A 16,023-nucleotide genomic window follows, 5' to 3' on the forward strand; every position below is an offset into this window, starting at 1 on the left:
CGCATGTCTGCCCTCCGCGAGCGTTCCGCCCACAGTCAACTGGCCCCTGGTGAGCGTCTCTTGGCGTACGCCACCGTCGTCCCCGCCAAGAGTGCCAAGGGCATCGGTATCGGGGCGTCCCTCGGGAACCATCTGGTCAACACCGTGGGCGCGCAGTCCGGTGGAGCGAGCAGCATCGCCGCGGGGATGCCGTCCACCTCCGGCGCGCTGCTGATGCGCGTGACCGACCAGCGCATCGGACTGGTCCAGCCCCTGGACGGCACGCCGGTGTGGGAGGTGCCGCGGGCGTGGGTGGCCCGGGTCGAGCGCCGCCCCCGGACGCAGCTGATGGCCCGCTTCCGGCTGCACTACGCCGACGGCTCCTGGCTCGCCTTCCTCACCATGCGGCGCCGCACGATCGAACAGTTCCGCTCGCTCATCGGCTGACCTTCGGGCCGGACCACCACCTGACGGCCGCCGGCCGGGGGCGGTTCGTACGGCTCAGTCCCGGCCTGCGTCCCGGACGATACGGCCCACGACTGCCGCGGCCTGCTCGGGGTGCCCTGCCAGCCATGCGCGGAGGTGTTCGCGCACGGCCTCTCCCACGCAGGCGCGTACGGCGGCGCCGCCCAGCACCCCGCGTGTGGCGCCGTGGAACTCCGGATGGTCCAGCTTCACCGACACGACCGCCGTCAGGCCCGCACAGATCCGGTCGGCGCTGAGGTCGGGATCCGCCGCCGCCAGCAGCCGCCGTTGGCGGGCGTGGGCGTTGACGGCGGCTGCCACCCCGTCGCGGAAGCCCGCCGTGTGTGTGCCGCCTTCTGGGGTGGGCCGGCTGTTGGCGAAGCCACGGACGCGCTCCTCATGGGAGTGGGACCATCGCAGGGCCACCTCGATCACCCCTTCCATCCGCGGGTCCTCCTGCTCGATGCCGACGATGTCGGGGTGTACGGCCGTCTCCGCTCCTGCGTCGAGGAAGGCGACGAAGTCCCGCACCCCTCCCGGGTACCGCAGGTGCTCCGACCGGGCCCCGCTCGGCCCGCGTTCGTCGGTCAGCGAGATGCCCAGGCCCCGGTTGAGGAAGGCCAGTTCCCTGAATCGCTCCGCAAGCGCGGTGAACGAGCACCGGACCGTCCCGAAGACATCGGCATCGGGCCGAAAGGCAATGCTGGTCCCGCTTCCGGTCGCCGCCCCCGCGGCGGTCGGCGGTGCGACCGCGACACCGCGCGCGTACTCCTGGACCCAGCGGACGCCCTCTCGACGCACCTCGGCCGTCAGGCTGCTCGACAGGGCGTTGGTGACGCAGAGCCCGAGGCCGAAGAGGCCCGCGTCCACGGCACGGCGGCCGCCGATGCGATCCCCGGCGTGCATGCGGGTCAACAGGGCTTCGAGGCCGGGGTCGCCGGAGTCGTCGGCGGACTCGACCGGCAGGCCCGGGCCGTCGTCGGCGACACGCACGCCGCCGTCGGCCATGAGGATGACATCGACGGTTCCGCCGGCGCGGTCGGCCAGGACGTCGTTCACCGCCCTGTCGACGGCTTCGAACACCAGCTGATGCAGGCCCCGTTCGCCGGTGGAGCCGACGTACATGCCCGGCCGTCTCCGGATCGCTTCCCACCCCTCCAGCACTTCGATGTGGGTGGCGTCGTACCGGACGACGTGCTCGCTCACAAGACTTCCCCCTTCAGTGGCGGCCAGTTGGGCCAAGACTAGGAGGATTCTCGAAAAAGTCCAGGTCAGAGCCGGTTTACCCAGGGCCTGGATGGACCGGTGAGCGCCCACCGGAAGACGGCCGGACCAAGGTCCGCACACCTCGGCAGGAATGCGGCCAGGGGCCCACCGAGGCCCCGCGGGCCCCCATTGCACGGAGCCCCGAGGCCTCCAATTCCCCTGCGGCGCACGGCTTCGGTCCGGTCTGCCGGGAAGCCGGCGCAACATACCCCCATGGGGTATACACTCGGGCTTGCCGGGGAAGACAACGGCGAAAGGTGCGCATCATGCATGCGATCGGGCACGCACTGTCCATCGCCGGGTCCATGACCTGGGAGATCACCTGGGCGTTGATCCTCGGCTTCACCCTGTCCGCCGTCGTCCAGGCGGTGGTTCACCGGGAGACGGTGGTACGGCTGCTGGGGGACGACCGGCCTCGTACGCTCGCGCTGTCCGCGGGGCTCGGCGTGGCCTCGTCGTCCTGCTCGTACGCCGCTGTCGCACTCGCCCGCTCACTGTTCCGCAAGGGGGCGAATTTCACGGCGGCGATGGGCTTCGAGATCGCCTCGACCAACCTGGTGGTCGAACTGGGCGTGATCCTGGCGCTGTTGATGGGGTGGCAGTTCACCGCCGCGGAGTTCGTCGGCGGCCCGATCATGATCGTCGTACTCGCGGTGCTGTTCCGGCTGCTCCTGCGCGAGCGGTTGCTGCGGCAGGCTCGGGAGCAGGCCGCGCGCGGGCTGGCCGGCTCGATGGAGGGACACGCGGCGATGGACATGTCCGTGCGCGGCGAGGGCGGCTTCCTCCGCCGGCTCCTCTCCCGCGACGGCCTCACCTCCGTCTCGCACATCTTCGTGATGGAGTGGGCGGCGATCCTGCGCGACCTCGTGGCGGGGCTCCTCATCGCCGGGGCGATCGCCGCATGGGTGCCGGACGACTTCTGGCGCAGCTTCTTCCTGGCCGAGCATCCGCTCGCCGCCAAGCTGATCGGACCGCTGATCGGGCCGGTCGTGGCCATCGCCACGTTCGTCTGCTCCATCGGCAACGTGCCGCTGGCCGTGGTGCTGTGGAAGGGCGGCATCAGTTTCGGTGGTGTCATCGCCTTCATCTATGCCGACCTGCTGATCCTGCCGATCCTGAACATCTACCGGAAGTACTACGGCGCTCGGATGACCGCCTTCCTGCTCGGCACGTTCTTCGCCGCGATGGCGGTGGCCGGCTATGTCGTGGAGTTCGCCTTCGGTGGTCTGGGCCTCATCCCCGACCAGGCCGACGCGAAGGTCCCCCAGGAGGGGGTCAGCTGGAACTACACGACCTGGCTCAACATCGCTTTCCTGCTGTTGGCCACCGCCCTCGTGGTCCGTTTCCTGCGCACCGGCGGCCCGGCGATGCTGCGCGTGATGGGCGGCTCACCGGATCAGGACGGACACGGTCACGACCACACGCATGGACAGGGCGAGCACCACCATCGCTGAGCCGCTCGGGTGCCACCGGCTCGCTGCGGGGGGGCGCCCAGCGAGCGTCGCGCGGTGGCCGGCGGGGCGGCGGGGTCGGCCGTCATCGTGCCGGCGGGATGACGAGCTCAGGGCGCGGTGAAGAAGGCGCTCATACCGTCCACGTCCGACAGGTAGCTGTCGATGGCGGTGATACGGCCGTGGCGGACGGCCAGCACGGTCGCGAGGTGCTCGTCGAGCCGGCGTCCGTCGGGGGCGGTTGCCGTGTTGCGGAGCGAGAGGGCGATTCCGTGCGCACCGACGAGCACGTGCCGCAATTCGGTGTGCAGTCCCTGGTCAGCGATGTGGCGTGCGCGGCGCACGACCGCGTCCGCGCCGCGGATGGTGCCCGAGATGGAGCCGCTCCCCGGCATGGTCCAGGTGATGTCGTCGGCCAGCAGGTCGCGCAGCCCCTCCCAGTCCCGTGCCTGGAACGCGGCGAGGAAGCGCTGTGCGACCGTGGGGTCGGCGCTGTTCGTGGACATCGTCTCCCGTTCTCCACCTGCTGTCGTCAATTCCCCATCGATCCTAGGACGTTCGCCACGACAGCACGCGCCGCCGGCCTGGTGCTCTTGCTACCCGGTAATGCTGGAGGCGGTTCAAGGACTGCCTTGCCGTGAGCATCACGTTCCACGAACGGCGGGCCGAGCGCGGATACGACAGTCCGCCGCACCGGCACGTCGCCGACGAGGAGACATTCCTGGTGCTCGAAGGGGAGCTGCGCGTCGAGCTGGACGGCGAGGTGCACCGCGCGGGAGCCGGCTCGGTCGCCCTTCCCTCCGGATACGGCGAAACCGGCGTCGGTGGCCCGTTCCTACGGCATCGACATCCCGGGGCCGCCGCGTCCCCCTGAGCGTCGCAGTGCGAGGTGCGGTGGCTCCCGGCGTCACCGGGCGCAGCCGACGTCCAGCACCTCGACCACGTCCCCGCAGATCGTGTACACCAGCCAGCACCACTCGCCGAACGCGGCCGCGAGGTCCGGCGCACGTGTCTCGGCATCGTCGGTGACCGCGCTGATGAGCATGATGATCTCTTCGTGCATCTCGTCCGGCACGTCGAAGAGCACGTTGGCGGCCGTTTGGATCATTTCGACTTTCATGGCACCCCCCGGACGCGCAGCGGCGGCACGGTTCGGCGAAGCCGGGTACTTGGGGCTGCGCTCGACGTCCGAACAGAGCCCGCATGACCACCGTAAACCCACCGGGCGCCCATCCATGCCACCGGATGGCCGGCGAGTTCGATCCAGGGAAGGTATCCCTGATCCGTGCCCACTCAAGTCACTTTTGCAACAGTGCCAACATCAGCCACACATCAGCCCCACCGCCCGGGCTCATGGAACCTCGACCGCGAGGTCGTCCACCACGGCCCGCAGGCCACTCTCGTGCCGTTCCGCCACGCGCCTCTGCCGTGCGGAGCCGGACCCGTTGAGCTGGACATGACTCAGCCAGTCACTCACGCGCCGGTCGTCGCCGTGACGGCTGAGGTGCGGCTCGACCCGTTTCCACAGCTCCTCGATCAGCCGGCCGACGGCCATGGGGGCACAGTCGCGGGCGTGAGTGGCCGGCAGGGTGCCGACCGGGCCGTGCCGGGCGGCCTGCCAGCACGCCGCCCGCAGCAGCGAGTCCGGGACGTCGGGCGCGGGTTCACCGGAGCGCACCATCTGCACGGCGTGCCCGACCAGGGCACGGACGAGCAGCGCGTACGCGGTGGTGGTCCTGGCGTCGGGCATCACGTCCGCGATGCGTGCCTCGATGGTGGGAAGATGCGCCGACGGCCGGACGTGCCAGTAGACCATGGCCGGATCAAGGGCCGCCCCGGAGGCGACGAGCTGGTCGACGAGCCATTGGTAGTGCGCCGCGTCGCGCAGAAAGGGAGGGGGCCCCGCCGTGGGCCACCGGCTCCAGACCACCGAGCGCCAGCTCGCGTATCCGGTGTCCGCACCGTCGCTGTACGGGGAGTTGGCGGTCAGCGCCAGCAGCAACGGCATCCAGCCCCGCAGGTGGTTGACCGCCCGAACGGCTTCCTCCCGGTCGGCCACGCCGACGTGCACGTGGCAGGAGTTCACGCCCTGCCCGTGAATGGCGGGCCCGAAGCGGCGCGCAAGCGCCCGGTACCGCGCCTGGTCGAGGACGGGCGGCGGCCCGGAGCGCCCCAGCACCGCCACGCCACTGGGCACCAGCAGGCAGTCGTGCTCGGCCGCAGCGGCGGCCGCACCCGCGCGTAATCGACGTACTTCCGCCTCCACTTCGAGGCCGGTACGGCACACCCCACTGACCGTCTCCACCTGGGACTGCGACAGCTCGGGGGTGACATGCGGCCCGCCGAGGCGCGCACGTGCGGCAGGCACCACGGAAAGAGACCTGCACACGGCCGACCTGGTGCGCCGGTCGGCCAGGACGAACTCCTCCTCCACACCGACCGTCGGCACAGCGGCCGCCTCCGGCGAGCACCCGGACCCGCCCGCGGCAGCAGGGGTCACGGCATCAAACGGCTCTGGCACATCCAGCCCCTTCGCAAGACACGGGACACCGGCATCCACTCGTAGTGGGAACCGTCATGCTGAGCCCTCCGCAAAGCCGCTGCAAGCGGTTGCCAAGCCAGCATCACACCGCGCAGACCGGCCACCGGCCCGCCTCCTCCGGGGCCGCAGTGGCGGGCGCATGCAGGGCGCGATGCCGGCTGACGGCCGCCAGGGACCCCGCCGGCGCCGGTTCCCTCAGTCGCGGAGCCGGTCGGCAGTCCCTCGGCGTCGTGGAAGCTGAGCCACACCGCGCCGGCCGAGCAGTCCGCGCCGCGACCGGTCGAGCACGAGGTCAGGACGAAGGCGTCGCCGGGGACGCGGCGTCCGTGTGCGCGCAGTGCGGATATCCGGTCATCGTCCTGGGCCACCTCGACGAGGTTCGCGGCAGGGATGCCCACTCCGAACAGATCCGCAGTGAGGGCATGAACGAGGACTCGGTGCACATGAAGGGCCCCGCCGAGATGATCCGGGACGACCTGGCCGAGCGGCTGCCCGACTACATGGTCCCGAACCGCGTCTTGGTGCTCGACCGGCTGCCGCTCACCGCGAACGGAAAGGTCGACGTGAGGGCCCTGGCCGTGGGCGAGCAGGTGCGGTCCGCCGACTCGGGCCGGCCTTTCGTGGCCCCCGCGACCCCGGTGGAGCGGTGGCCGGCCGAGGCGTGGGCGAAGGCACTCAAGTACGACGACGTGTCCGTGCAGGACGACTTCTTCGCGTCCGGCGGCAACTCGCTCATCGCGGTGGCTCTCGTCAACCGGGTCAACCGCGAGTTCGGGCTCCGCCTGCCGCTCCAGGTCGTCTTCGAGCACCCGAGGCTCGCCGACCTGGCCGCGCGCATCGAGGACGACGGCGCCGCGCCCTCCTCACGTCTCGTCCCGCCGCATGCCGAAGCCACCGGCCGCCCGGTGTTCTGCCGGCCGGGCCTCGGCGGCTCCCCGACGAACCTGCGCCTGCCGGCCCGCGAAGCCGCGGCGGGACGGCCGTTCTACGGCATTCAGGCGCACGGCATCAACGGTGGTGAGACACCGTTCCCCACGATCCACGAGATGGCCGCCGCCGACGTGGCCGAGATCCTGCGCACCCAGTCCGAGGGCCCCTACAGTCTGTGGGGTTACTCCTTCGGCGCCCGCGTCGCCTTCGAGGCCGCCTGGCGGCTCGAGCAGTCCGGCCGCCAGGTCGACCACCTCCTGCTCATCTGCCCCGGCAACCCCAGGATCCGCGCGGACGGCGCCGACCGCTTCGGTCGCGAGGCCCGCCGGCGACGACTACTCCTTCATCGAGGCCCACTCCGACTACTCCGCCGCCCCACCGACGATCGTCGAGCTGACCGGCGACCACTACAACGTCCTGAAGGAACAGGGAATACAGGAACTGGCCACCGCGATCCACGCACGGCCGGGCGACCGCAGGCCCGTGCCGGACGCACCACGGCGGTGAGCGTGAGGGGCGGGCGGTTTCCCCACCCGCCCCTCAGCAGCGTGGTCCGGGGCGCTTCAGCGGTGGTGTCTGGGCCGGGTGTCGGCCTGAGGGACGCTGCTCCGTGTCCGCGCCGGTCCCGCGTCGGCTACGGCTGTTCGTGGGGCCGTTGGTCCGCTGCTCGGCTCGGAGGCGCCTTCCCGTCGCACAGAAGTCCTTCCAGTGCCGTGAGAACGTGGCCGCAGATCTCGTCCGGTGCCGCGCTCGCCAGTGGTTCCTGGGCGATGACGACGCGCATCAGGCCGATGCCGAGCAGCCAGGCCATGGCGAGCTGGGCGCGCAGCTCTGCGTCGTCGGCCGGGGAGAGGGCGGCGAGCGCGGCGGCGTACTCCTGCCCCAGCGCGCGGACCGTCTCCGGGGCGGCGTCGGCGCTGCCGATGGAGCGCAGGTAGACGGCCAGCAGCCGGTCCGACCCCGGCTTACCGCCGTCTTCCTCGAGGACACCCCGCAGCGCGGTCTCGAACAGCCGCTCGAGGGGTGTGTGGAGCAGCTGCTCCTTGCCGCCTTGTGCCATGACCTCGGTGAGCAGGGCTTTCTTGGACCCGAAGTAGCGGAATATGAGCGCCTGGTTCACTCCGGCGCGGCCGGCGATCTCACGGACGGTCGCTGCCTCGTACCCGCGCTCGGCGAAGACCGCGCCGGCCGCGTGGAGGATGCGGGTACGTGTCACCTGGGCGTCACGCCGGCGGTGCGGGGACTCCTCGCTCGCAGGGCCCCCGCCCGGTCGGTCCAGGTGCCGCGTGTGCCCGCTCGTATCCACCCTGTGCTCCCTCTTGCCGTCGTGAGCCGGTTCGCGCCTGCCGAGGAGCCGTCCAGGGTAACGGGCCGAATGGCGTCGTTGACCGACCGGTGAGCGCCTCCTAGCGTTGTAAGCAGGTGCTTACACAAGGGAGACAGCAGTGACGGCAACGGACCCTCCAACCCTCGCCTATCCCTTCAACTCCAGCCGGGACCTCGCCCTGTCCGACGCGTACGAACGAGCCCGTGAGACGCCGGGGCTGTTACGCGTCCGGCTGCCGTACGGGGAGCCGGCCTGGCTCGCCACCCGCTACGCGGACGCGCGGCTGGTCCTCGGCGACCAGCGCTTCAGCAGGGCCCTGGCCCTCGAACACGACGAGCCACGGGCCTCCGAGGGCAGGCGGGACGGCGGAATCCTCAGCATGGATCCGCCCGACCACACCCGGCTGCGCGCCCTGGTCGCCAAGGCCTTCACCGTCCGCCAGGTGGAGAAACTCCGGCCGCGGGTCAGGGAGTTGACGTCCACTCTGCTGGACGAGATGGAAGCGGCGGGGCCGCCGGCCGACCTGGTCGACCGCTACGCCCTGCCCATTCCCGTCGCCGTGATCTGCCGGCTCCTCGGCGTGCCGGAGGAGGATCGCCCGCGGTTCCGCACGTGGAGCGACGCGGCGCTGTCGACCAGCTCGCTGACCGCGGCGGAGTTCGACCGCAACCGTGAGGAGCTGCGGGCGTACATGGCACAGCTGATCACCGCGCACCGCGAACAGCCCCGGGACGACCTGATGACGGCACTCATCGAGGCACGCGATCACGACGACCGGCTGTCCGAGCTGGAACTCGTCGACCTGTGCGTCGGCATCCTCGTCGCCGGCCACGAGACCACCGCCACCCAGATCCCCAACTTCGTGCTCACCCTTCTCGACCATCCCGAGGTGCTGTCCCGGCTACGCGCCGAGCCCGCGCTCATCACCAGCGCGGTCGAGGAACTGCTGCGTTTCGTGCCCCTGGGCAGTGGTGCCGGTCAGCCGCGTTACGCCAAGGAGGACATCGAGGTCGGTGGCACCCTGGTGCGGGCCGGGGAACCGGTGCTGGTCGCGATCGGAGCGGCCAACCGGGACGCGCTGCGCTTCACCGCGGCGGGCACACTCGACCTCTCGCGGAGCGGCAACGCCCATCTGGGCTTCGGCCACGGCGTCCACCACTGCCTCGGTGCTCCCCTGGCCCGCCTCGAGCTCCAGGAGGCGGTCGGCGCACTGGTGGCCCGGTTCCCCCGGCTGCATGTCGCCGGTGACATCACGTGGAAGACCGAGATGCTGGTACGCGGCCCCCGCGTCATGCCGGTGGGCTGGTGAGGCGACCATGACCTGGCACCTGCACGTCGACTCCGCCCGCTGCATCGGCTCCGGGATGTGCGCCGGGGCGGCACCGGACCTGTTCGCTCTGGACGGCGACCACGCGCGAGCGGTGAACGAGAGCGTCCCGGAGCACGACGACCGCGCGCTAGAGGCGGCCGAGATCTGCCCCATGCAGGCCATCACCGTCCGCGACGCGGACGGAAGGCGGATCGGGCCTCGCGAATGAACGCCGGAGCACCGAGCCAGTATGACCTGGACCACACAGGTGGGGGGGTTCCGCCACGGCGGGTGGAGGCGTAGGTTCCGTTTACCCCGCGAGAGCGTCCTCACAGGCGCCGGTCCGCCAAGTCCCGGGACGGCGGACCAGCGGGGGCCAACCTTCATATGTCTCGAGCTGGATCGGCATCGCCGTCAGCCGGTCGGGAGGCGTGGTCGTCGTCCCACACCTCGCGCGTGGCCGGGTGGTCCGCCGCCCGGCCCGAGCCGAGGGCCTCCGGACGCGGGTCCATGTCGTACGACGGGAAGCATTCTCCCGGCTCCGCGCGCGCCAACCGCGGGGGTGGCCCATACCGGGCCAGAGGCGCAGGAGGGGCGGGCCGGCTTCAGCACCGGCACCGCGAGCTCCACGTACCCCTCGCCGCTCACGTACGCCTCCTCGAACCGGCCGGGACTGACAACGACGGTCCGGGCGTGGGACACCGGAGCTCAGGAAGGGATCACTCCCGGCCGGAACGGCTCCACACCGACGATGTGGCGCACCCGCTCCGGCTCGACCAGAACGTGCAACCGCCGCTCGCCTTCGATCAGCCAGGGATACCGGTCCAGGCCCAGGTACTTGAAGGTCAGCCGGTCCATGCCCCGCTCGGCCTCCTCGCCCTCGACCAGACGCACCGCGCGGCCGGAGATCTGCACCCGGTCGTAGGGGTTGCCGGCATCGGCGTGCGAGAGGTGGACCCGGTTGTCGTTGCGGAGGTTCTCCTCCTTGATCCGGCCGACCGAGGTGTTGAAGACGATCAGCCCGTCCTCGAGCCCCACCCACATCGGCGTGACATGCGGCGCGCCGTCCGGCGTCACCGTGGCCACGTACCAGAAGTTCGGCTCCTCCAACCGCTTCCGCACCTGCTTGTTCAACTCCGCCGCCATGACCGCTCCTCATCCGGATCAGCGTTTGCACCATCACTGTGTCACAGCGGTTGTTGACGGAACGTCAGCCACCGAGCCGGTGGCGGCCATGGCCGCGGCAGGTGTGGGCTGGAGTGCGCAGGCTCCGTTGCCGTCGCCCCGGCGTCCGTGCCGACCCTCCAGGCGGTCTCCGAGCCGCTGACCGCGCCCGCGCAGGTCGAAGCAGTAGTCGTGGTTCTTCAGGGACGGGGTCCGGTGACGGTGGACCGGGGTGTGGCCGCGCCGGACGGGTCCCTGTCCGGGCCGTCGGGTGGATCGGCGTTCGTGCGGCGGGGCGGATCGGTGTTCGCGGGCGCGGCCGGTCAGCCGTGTCCTGATCGGCGGAGGGCGGGTTCCGCTGGGCGGGGCCCGAGTCGCCCAGCACCCGGCCGACCATCGCGCCGGCCCGATGGTGAGCATGGTGTCGCCGTCCGGGCATGGCCACGAGGTCAGCGCCTCCTGCCGGTCGGCCGCCCAGGCGATGGCGATGATCCTGCTCGTGATCGGCGCCGGTGGCGCGTTCAAGCAGGTACTCGTGGACGGCGGGATCTCGGACTACATCAAGCACACCACTGACGGCTGGTCCCTGTCACCGATCATTCCGGCCTGGCTCATCGCCGCGATCCTCCGCGTGGCCCTCGGCTCGGCCACGGGCGCCGTCGTCACCGCCTCGGGGGTGGCACTGCCGCTGCTCGCCGGCAGCGGAGTCCACCCGGAGATCATGGTCCTCGCCCTCTCCTGCGGATCGATCGCCTTCTCCCATGTCAACGACCCCGGGTTCTGATGTTCAAGGAGTACTTCAACCTGTCCGTCATCGGCGCGATCAAAGCGCTCACCACCTACACGACGGTGCTCTCCGTCCTCGGCCTCGGCGGTGTCCTCGCCATGTCGTCGATCCTGGACGCCCTGAACGTGTGACATGTGGTATCCCGGTGTGGCAGACATCGCGGGACACAAGGGACGAGACATGATGGAGGTACCGATGCGTTCCGCGATGAGGAGTACGGCATGGCCGAGTCGGGCTCTGGCGACACCGGGGGCGTGGCGGGCGGCAAGTCGCGGTTCGACGACATCTACGACCGGCCCGACCCCCGCACGTACTTCAGTCGGCTGGCCCCGCTGGAGTACGAGATCCCGCACCACGCCCAGCCGGCCTTCCGGCAGGCCGCCGCGGAACGGGTCGCGCTCGACGACGGCATGCCCGGCAGGCCGATGGTGCTGGACGTGTGCTGCTCGTACGGGATCAACGCCGCGCTGCTCAACCACGAGCTGACACTCGCGGAGCTGTACGAGCGGTACACCTCACCCGATTGCCAGAAGCTTTCCACGGCCCAACTCGCCGCACGGGACCAGGAGTTCTACGCCGACCGGCGCCGACCGGACGCCGTGCCGGTGTTGGGGTTGGACGTCGCGGGCCCCGCCGTGCGGTACGCGCTTCAGGTGGGTCTCCTGGACGCCGGCTTCACCGACGACCTGGAACAGGGACCGCCGGGCCCCGGCCTGAGGCGTGCGCTCGCCGAGGTCGGGCTGATCACGCTGACCGGCGGCGGCAGCTACATCTCCGATCGCACGTTCACGGCCCTGCTCGACGGCGCCCGCAGACCGGTGTGGGTCAGCGCGTTCGTGCTGCGGACGGTGTCGTACCACCCGATCATGCGCACATTGGCCGCGCACGGTCTGCACACCACACTCGAGGCCTCCCGCACCTATCCCCAGCGGCTCTTCACGGACGAGCGGGAACGGCGGTATGCGATCGCGACGGTACGTGCCCTGGGCCATGATCCTGCCGGACGCGAGGAGAACGGCCGTTTCCACAGCCTGCACTACGAGTCACGACCCGGCGCGGTCGGTGACATCGATCATCGCAATGAGCAGTCGCAGCGGTGAGCCACCGAGCCGAGAATGGAAGCGGGGCAGGAAGGAGAGTCGAGATGGCGCGTCCAGTCGGTATCGACCTGGGAACGACGAACTCCGTGGTCTCGGTCCTCGAGGGCGGCGAACCCACCGTGGTCACCAACGCCGAAGGGGCCCGGACGACGCCTTCGGTCGTCGCCTTCGCGAAGAACGGCGAGGTGCTGGTCGGGGAGGTCGCCAAACGGCAGGCCGTCACCAACGTCGATCGCACCGCCCGTTCCGTGAAGCGGCACATGGGCGATCACGGCTGGCGGTTCCCCGACCACGGTGACGTCGACGGCAAGCGCTACACGGCGCAGGAGATCTCCGCGCGCGTGCTGCAGAAACTGAAGCGGGACGCGGAGGCGCACCTGGGCGAGGACGTCACCGACGCCGTGGTCACCGTCCCCGCCTACTTCGACGACGCCCAGCGACAGGCGACCAAGGAGGCCGGGGAGATCGCCGGCCTGAACGTGCTGCGGATCATCAACGAGCCGACGGCGGCGGCGCTGGCGTACGGCCTGGACAAGGAGAACGACCAGACGGTCCTCGTCTTCGACCTGGGCGGTGGCACCTTCGACGTGTCCCTGCTGGAGATCGGCGAGGGGGTCATCGAGGTCAAGGCCACCAACGGCGACACCCACCTCGGCGGCGACGACTGGGACCAGCGGATCGTGGACCACCTGGTCACGACCTTCAAGAACAACTACGGCATCGATCTCGCCAAGGACAAGATGGCCGTGCAGCGGCTGCGGGAGGCCGCGGAGCGGGCCAAGGTCGAGTTGTCGAGCTCGACGGAGACCAACGTCAACCTCCCCTACATCACGGCCTCCCCGGAGGGCCCGCTGCACCTGGACGAGAAGCTCACCCGCGCCCAGTTCCAGCAGTTGACGTCGGACCTGCTGGACCGCTGTAAGGGCCCGTTCCACAACGCGGTCAAGGACGCGGGGATCAAGGTGTCCGACATCAACCATGTCATCCTGGTGGGCGGCTCGACCCGTATGCCGGCGGTGACGGAGCTGGTGCGCGAGCTGACCGGCAAGGACCCGCACAAGGGCGTGAATCCGGACGAGGTTGTGGCCGTCGGCGCCTCGCTCCAGGCCGGTGTCCTCAAGGGCGAGGTCAAGGACGTCCTGCTGCTCGACGTCACCCCGCTGTCCCTCGGCATCGAGACCAAGGGCGGCATCATGACCAAGCTGATCGAACGCAACACCACCATCCCCACCCGCCGTTCGGAGATCTTCACCACCGCCGAGGACAACCAGCCCTCGGTGACCGTGCAGGTCTACCAGGGCGAACGGGAGATCGCCGCGTACAACAAGAAGCTCGGCATGTTCGAGCTCACGGGCCTCGCGCCCGCGCCGCGCGGAGTGCCGCAGATCGAGGTCGCCTTCGACATCGACGCCAACGGGATCATGCACGTCTTCGCGAAGGACCTCGGCACCGGCAAGGAGCAGAAGATGACCGTCACCGGCGGCTCGGCGCTGCCCAGGGACGACATCGACCGTATGGTCCGTGAGGCGGAGCAGCACGCCGAGGAGGACCGCAGGCGCCGGGAGGCCGCGGAGACACGTAACCAGGCCGAACAGCTCGTCTACTCCACCGAGAAGCTCATCAGGGACAACCCCGACAAGATCCCCGCGGACGCGAAGGGCGAGACGGAGCGCGCGATCAATGAACTGAAGGAGAGGCTGAAGGGCGAGGACACGGCGGCAATCCGGCAGGCCCTGGAACGTGCGGCCGAGGCGGCGCAGAAGATCGGTACGGCGATGTACGACAGCTCGCGCACGGAGAGCCAGGCGTCCCCCGGTGCGGAGGCGTCGTCCGCCGCCTCCGCGGACGAAGGCGTGGTGGACGCCGAGATCGTCGACGACGACAAGCCGGAGGCGGGCTGACGATGGGCAAGGGCCGGCTGCAGAACCCGGACCCCGCCCAGCTGCAGCGTCTCCTGGAGGAACGCACGGCCGACCTGCAGCGGGTGAAGGCCGAGTACGACAACTACCGCAAGCGGGTGCGCCGGGACCGGATGGCCGTGCGCGAGATCGCCGTGGCCAACGTCCTGCGCGCCCTCCTGCCGGTCCTGGACTCCGTCGACCGCACCTGCGCTCACGAGCCCATGACCCCGGGCCTGAAGGACATCGCCGACACCCTCGGCACCCAGGTGGGATCCCTGGGACTCGAGGTCTTCGGAGAGACGGGCGAGCCTTTCGACCCCGCGTGCCACGATGCCGTCACCCACCATGTCTCCCCCGGCACCGACCAGTTGGTCTGCACGAAGATCCTGCGCCCCGGCTACCGGCTCGGTCCGCGGCTCCTGCGCCCGGCCCACGTGGAGGTCACCGGACCGCCCGCCCCCGGCGAGTCGGCCATAAGTGGCTGATTCCATTCCTTACTTCATGAAGGACTTGCGCCCCAGGTGTAACTATATGATCAAATCTACCGATGCGTACCCCCCACAACCAGACGCATCATCCTGCCCAGTCGGACGGACCTCCCAGCGAGTCGGTTCCGCCCCGCCGTAACCCGTACGACGAACTGGCCTCGCTGGCAGACCATCCGCTGGACGACTTCCTCACCGAGGACGGCACGGCGACCAGCCGGGACGAGGACGCCGAGGCACCCTGGACACCGCCCAACCACCGGCGCGGCAACCGCCGTCGCAACCGAGCAACGGGCCTGCCCACTCTGGCCCGGGTCCTCGTCTGGGTGCTCACCCTCGCCTGCCTCGTCACCCTGGCCGACCGCTGGGCACTGCTCTACGCCGAGCACAAGGCCTCGCAACAGCTCAAGGACAAGCTGCATCTCGTCGCCGCCCCCGAGGTCCACATCGGCGGCTTCCCCTTCCTCACCCAACTGGCCGCACAGCGCCTGGACTCGGTCTCCGTCACCGTCCCCGACATCCCCGCCGACCGGGTGACCCTCACCCAGGTCACCGCCACCGCTCACGACATACGACTCGACGGCGACGGACCTACCGCGGTGCGCGGTGCGCTCGTTCGGCAGGTGCACGGTCAGGTCCTGCTGTCCTTCGCCGACATGGACCGCGAACTGGGCGCCTCCCAGGTGGCGTTCACGGCCCATGGCACCGGCGGTGTCCGGGCCCACGGCACCCTGCGCATCGCGGGCCGCGCGCTGAGCGTGCGGGCCGACGCCCGCATCCGACGCGACGGAGACCGCGGCATCTCCACCCTGGTGGACGGCATACAGCTCGACATCGACGACCTCGCCACGTACCGGCCCGGTACCGGGCCCACCGAGGGCCTCCACCTGACCCCCGCCTCGGCGCGTCGTCTCACCCGGGAGGCGGAGAAGATCAAGGCCTTGCTGTCGGTCCCGGAGATCGTGCATCGTCTGGGGGTCCCGGACAGCGCGGTGCGCGTGGCGCTCCGCGACGAGGACAAGCTGCATCAACTCACCGGCGCGCCACGCTTCCTGCACGACCTGACCCGCGTCAACCTGCTGGACGTGGCACTCGCCCACCCGAAACTCCTCGAGCGGCTGGGCCTGGACCTGTCCTTGCTCACCGCACTGCCCAAGCTCACCCGCCCCCAGATCGCCGACCGCTACTCCTTCGCCGTCCGGTTGCCGGCACCACCCGGGGGCGCCGTGCGCCTGCAGCGCGTGGCGGTGGACAAGGACGGAATCCGGGTGGATGTGTCCGGGACAGGAGTGCTCCTGGGCCGCTGAACCCTCAGAG

General features: G+C 70.4%; 16 protein-coding genes and 2 pseudogenes. 11 read left to right on the top strand and 7 right to left on the bottom strand.

The annotated features are described in order from the left end of the window. Window positions 1–3: 3 nt before the first annotated feature. Window positions 4–426: a hypothetical protein gene (locus ACFYZB_RS20920; protein WP_388760557.1), complete on the top strand. Its 423-nt coding sequence runs from the start codon at window positions 4–6 to the stop codon at window positions 424–426. 54 nt (window positions 427–480) lie between these two features. Here the strand turns inward: ACFYZB_RS20920 and ACFYZB_RS20925 are convergent, their stop codons facing one another. Further along, on the bottom strand, window positions 481–1,650 hold the full coding sequence (locus ACFYZB_RS20925; protein ID WP_388760560.1) for an ATP-binding protein: 1,170 nt from the start codon (window positions 1,648–1,650) through the stop codon (window positions 481–483). A gap of 326 nt (window positions 1,651–1,976) precedes the next feature. On the opposite strand from ACFYZB_RS20925, the gene ACFYZB_RS20930 reads away from it, so the two are divergent. After that, window positions 1,977–3,164, top strand: a complete 1,188-nt coding sequence (locus ACFYZB_RS20930; RefSeq protein ID WP_388760565.1) for a permease — start codon at window positions 1,977–1,979, stop codon at window positions 3,162–3,164. 107 nt (window positions 3,165–3,271) lie between these two features. Here ACFYZB_RS20930 and ACFYZB_RS20935 read toward each other — a convergent pair whose 3' ends face one another. Further along, on the bottom strand, window positions 3,272–3,667 hold the full coding sequence (locus tag ACFYZB_RS20935) for a nuclear transport factor 2 family protein (protein ID WP_388760568.1): 396 nt from the start codon (window positions 3,665–3,667) through the stop codon (window positions 3,272–3,274). Window positions 3,668–3,798: 131 nt separating this feature from the next. Between ACFYZB_RS20935 and ACFYZB_RS20940 the strand changes: the two genes are divergently transcribed. Continuing rightward, window positions 3,799–4,035 carry a cupin domain-containing protein gene (locus ACFYZB_RS20940; protein ID WP_388760571.1) on the top strand — a complete coding sequence of 79 codons (237 nt, stop codon included), beginning with the start codon at window positions 3,799–3,801 and terminating at the stop codon, window positions 4,033–4,035. A 33-nt stretch (window positions 4,036–4,068) separates the two neighbouring features. On the opposite strand, the gene ACFYZB_RS20945 is transcribed toward ACFYZB_RS20940, so the two are convergent. From ACFYZB_RS20945 to ACFYZB_RS20955, 3 genes are all read right to left on the bottom strand, one after another. After that, complete coding sequence (locus ACFYZB_RS20945; protein WP_388760573.1) at window positions 4,069–4,269, bottom strand: hypothetical protein; 201 nt, start codon at window positions 4,267–4,269, stop codon at window positions 4,069–4,071. Between the two features lie 243 nt (window positions 4,270–4,512). Beyond that, a complete protein-coding gene (locus ACFYZB_RS20950) occupies window positions 4,513–5,610 on the bottom strand; it encodes a glutamate--cysteine ligase (RefSeq protein ID WP_388760576.1) in 1,098 nt (365 codons plus the stop codon). A gap of 589 nt (window positions 5,611–6,199) precedes the next feature. Continuing rightward, a complete protein-coding gene (locus tag ACFYZB_RS20955) occupies window positions 6,200–6,439 on the bottom strand; it encodes a hypothetical protein (protein WP_388760855.1) in 240 nt (79 codons plus the stop codon). Here ACFYZB_RS20955 and ACFYZB_RS20960 point away from each other — a divergent pair. Beyond that, window positions 6,399–6,854: pseudogene (locus ACFYZB_RS20960) on the top strand (thioesterase domain-containing protein); the annotation flags it as partial. The gene ACFYZB_RS20955 and the pseudogene ACFYZB_RS20960 sit on opposite strands and share 41 nt — an antisense overlap. Window positions 6,855–7,267: 413 nt before the next feature. On the opposite strand, the gene ACFYZB_RS20965 reads toward ACFYZB_RS20960, so the two are convergent. Further along, window positions 7,268–7,939, bottom strand: a complete 672-nt coding sequence (locus ACFYZB_RS20965; protein ID WP_388760579.1) for a TetR/AcrR family transcriptional regulator — start codon at window positions 7,937–7,939, stop codon at window positions 7,268–7,270. A gap of 139 nt (window positions 7,940–8,078) precedes the next feature. Here ACFYZB_RS20965 and ACFYZB_RS20970 point away from each other — a divergent pair, with 139 nt between their 5' ends. Both ACFYZB_RS20970 and ACFYZB_RS20975 read left to right on the top strand, forming a co-directional pair. After that, window positions 8,079–9,269 (top strand): cytochrome P450, encoded by a 1,191-nt coding sequence (locus ACFYZB_RS20970; RefSeq protein ID WP_388760582.1) that lies wholly within the window; start codon window positions 8,079–8,081, stop codon window positions 9,267–9,269. A gap of 7 nt (window positions 9,270–9,276) precedes the next feature. Beyond that, window positions 9,277–9,498 (top strand): ferredoxin, encoded by a 222-nt coding sequence (locus ACFYZB_RS20975; RefSeq protein ID WP_388760586.1) that lies wholly within the window; start codon window positions 9,277–9,279, stop codon window positions 9,496–9,498. A 479-nt stretch (window positions 9,499–9,977) separates the two neighbouring features. On the opposite strand, the gene ACFYZB_RS20980 is transcribed toward ACFYZB_RS20975, so the two are convergent. Next, entirely contained in the window at window positions 9,978–10,415 is a 438-nt protein-coding gene (locus ACFYZB_RS20980; RefSeq protein WP_388760589.1) for a TIGR03618 family F420-dependent PPOX class oxidoreductase, read from the bottom strand. A 463-nt stretch (window positions 10,416–10,878) separates the two neighbouring features. On the opposite strand from ACFYZB_RS20980, the pseudogene ACFYZB_RS20985 reads away from it, so the two are divergent. From ACFYZB_RS20985 to ACFYZB_RS21005, 5 genes and pseudogenes are all read left to right on the top strand, one after another. Continuing rightward, window positions 10,879–11,351 (top strand): annotated as a pseudogene (locus ACFYZB_RS20985) (gluconate permease); the annotation flags it as partial. 90 nt (window positions 11,352–11,441) lie between these two features. Next, window positions 11,442–12,320, top strand: coding sequence for a hypothetical protein (locus ACFYZB_RS20990; protein ID WP_388760592.1), 879 nt, complete (start codon window positions 11,442–11,444; stop codon window positions 12,318–12,320). Between the two features lie 44 nt (window positions 12,321–12,364). Beyond that, on the top strand, window positions 12,365–14,221 hold the full coding sequence (gene dnaK, locus ACFYZB_RS20995; protein WP_388760595.1) for a molecular chaperone DnaK: 1,857 nt from the start codon (window positions 12,365–12,367) through the stop codon (window positions 14,219–14,221). 2 nt (window positions 14,222–14,223) lie between these two features. After that, window positions 14,224–14,706, top strand: a complete 483-nt coding sequence (gene grpE / locus ACFYZB_RS21000; protein ID WP_388760598.1) for a nucleotide exchange factor GrpE — start codon at window positions 14,224–14,226, stop codon at window positions 14,704–14,706. A gap of 62 nt (window positions 14,707–14,768) precedes the next feature. Next, window positions 14,769–16,013, top strand: a complete 1,245-nt coding sequence (locus tag ACFYZB_RS21005; protein WP_388760601.1) for a DUF2993 domain-containing protein — start codon at window positions 14,769–14,771, stop codon at window positions 16,011–16,013. Window positions 16,014–16,023 lie beyond the last annotated feature (10 nt).

Origin of the sequence: Streptomyces sp. NPDC001852 (genome assembly GCF_042891825.1) — a bacterium.
Taxonomy (GTDB): Bacteria; Actinomycetota; Actinomycetes; order Streptomycetales; family Streptomycetaceae; genus Streptomyces.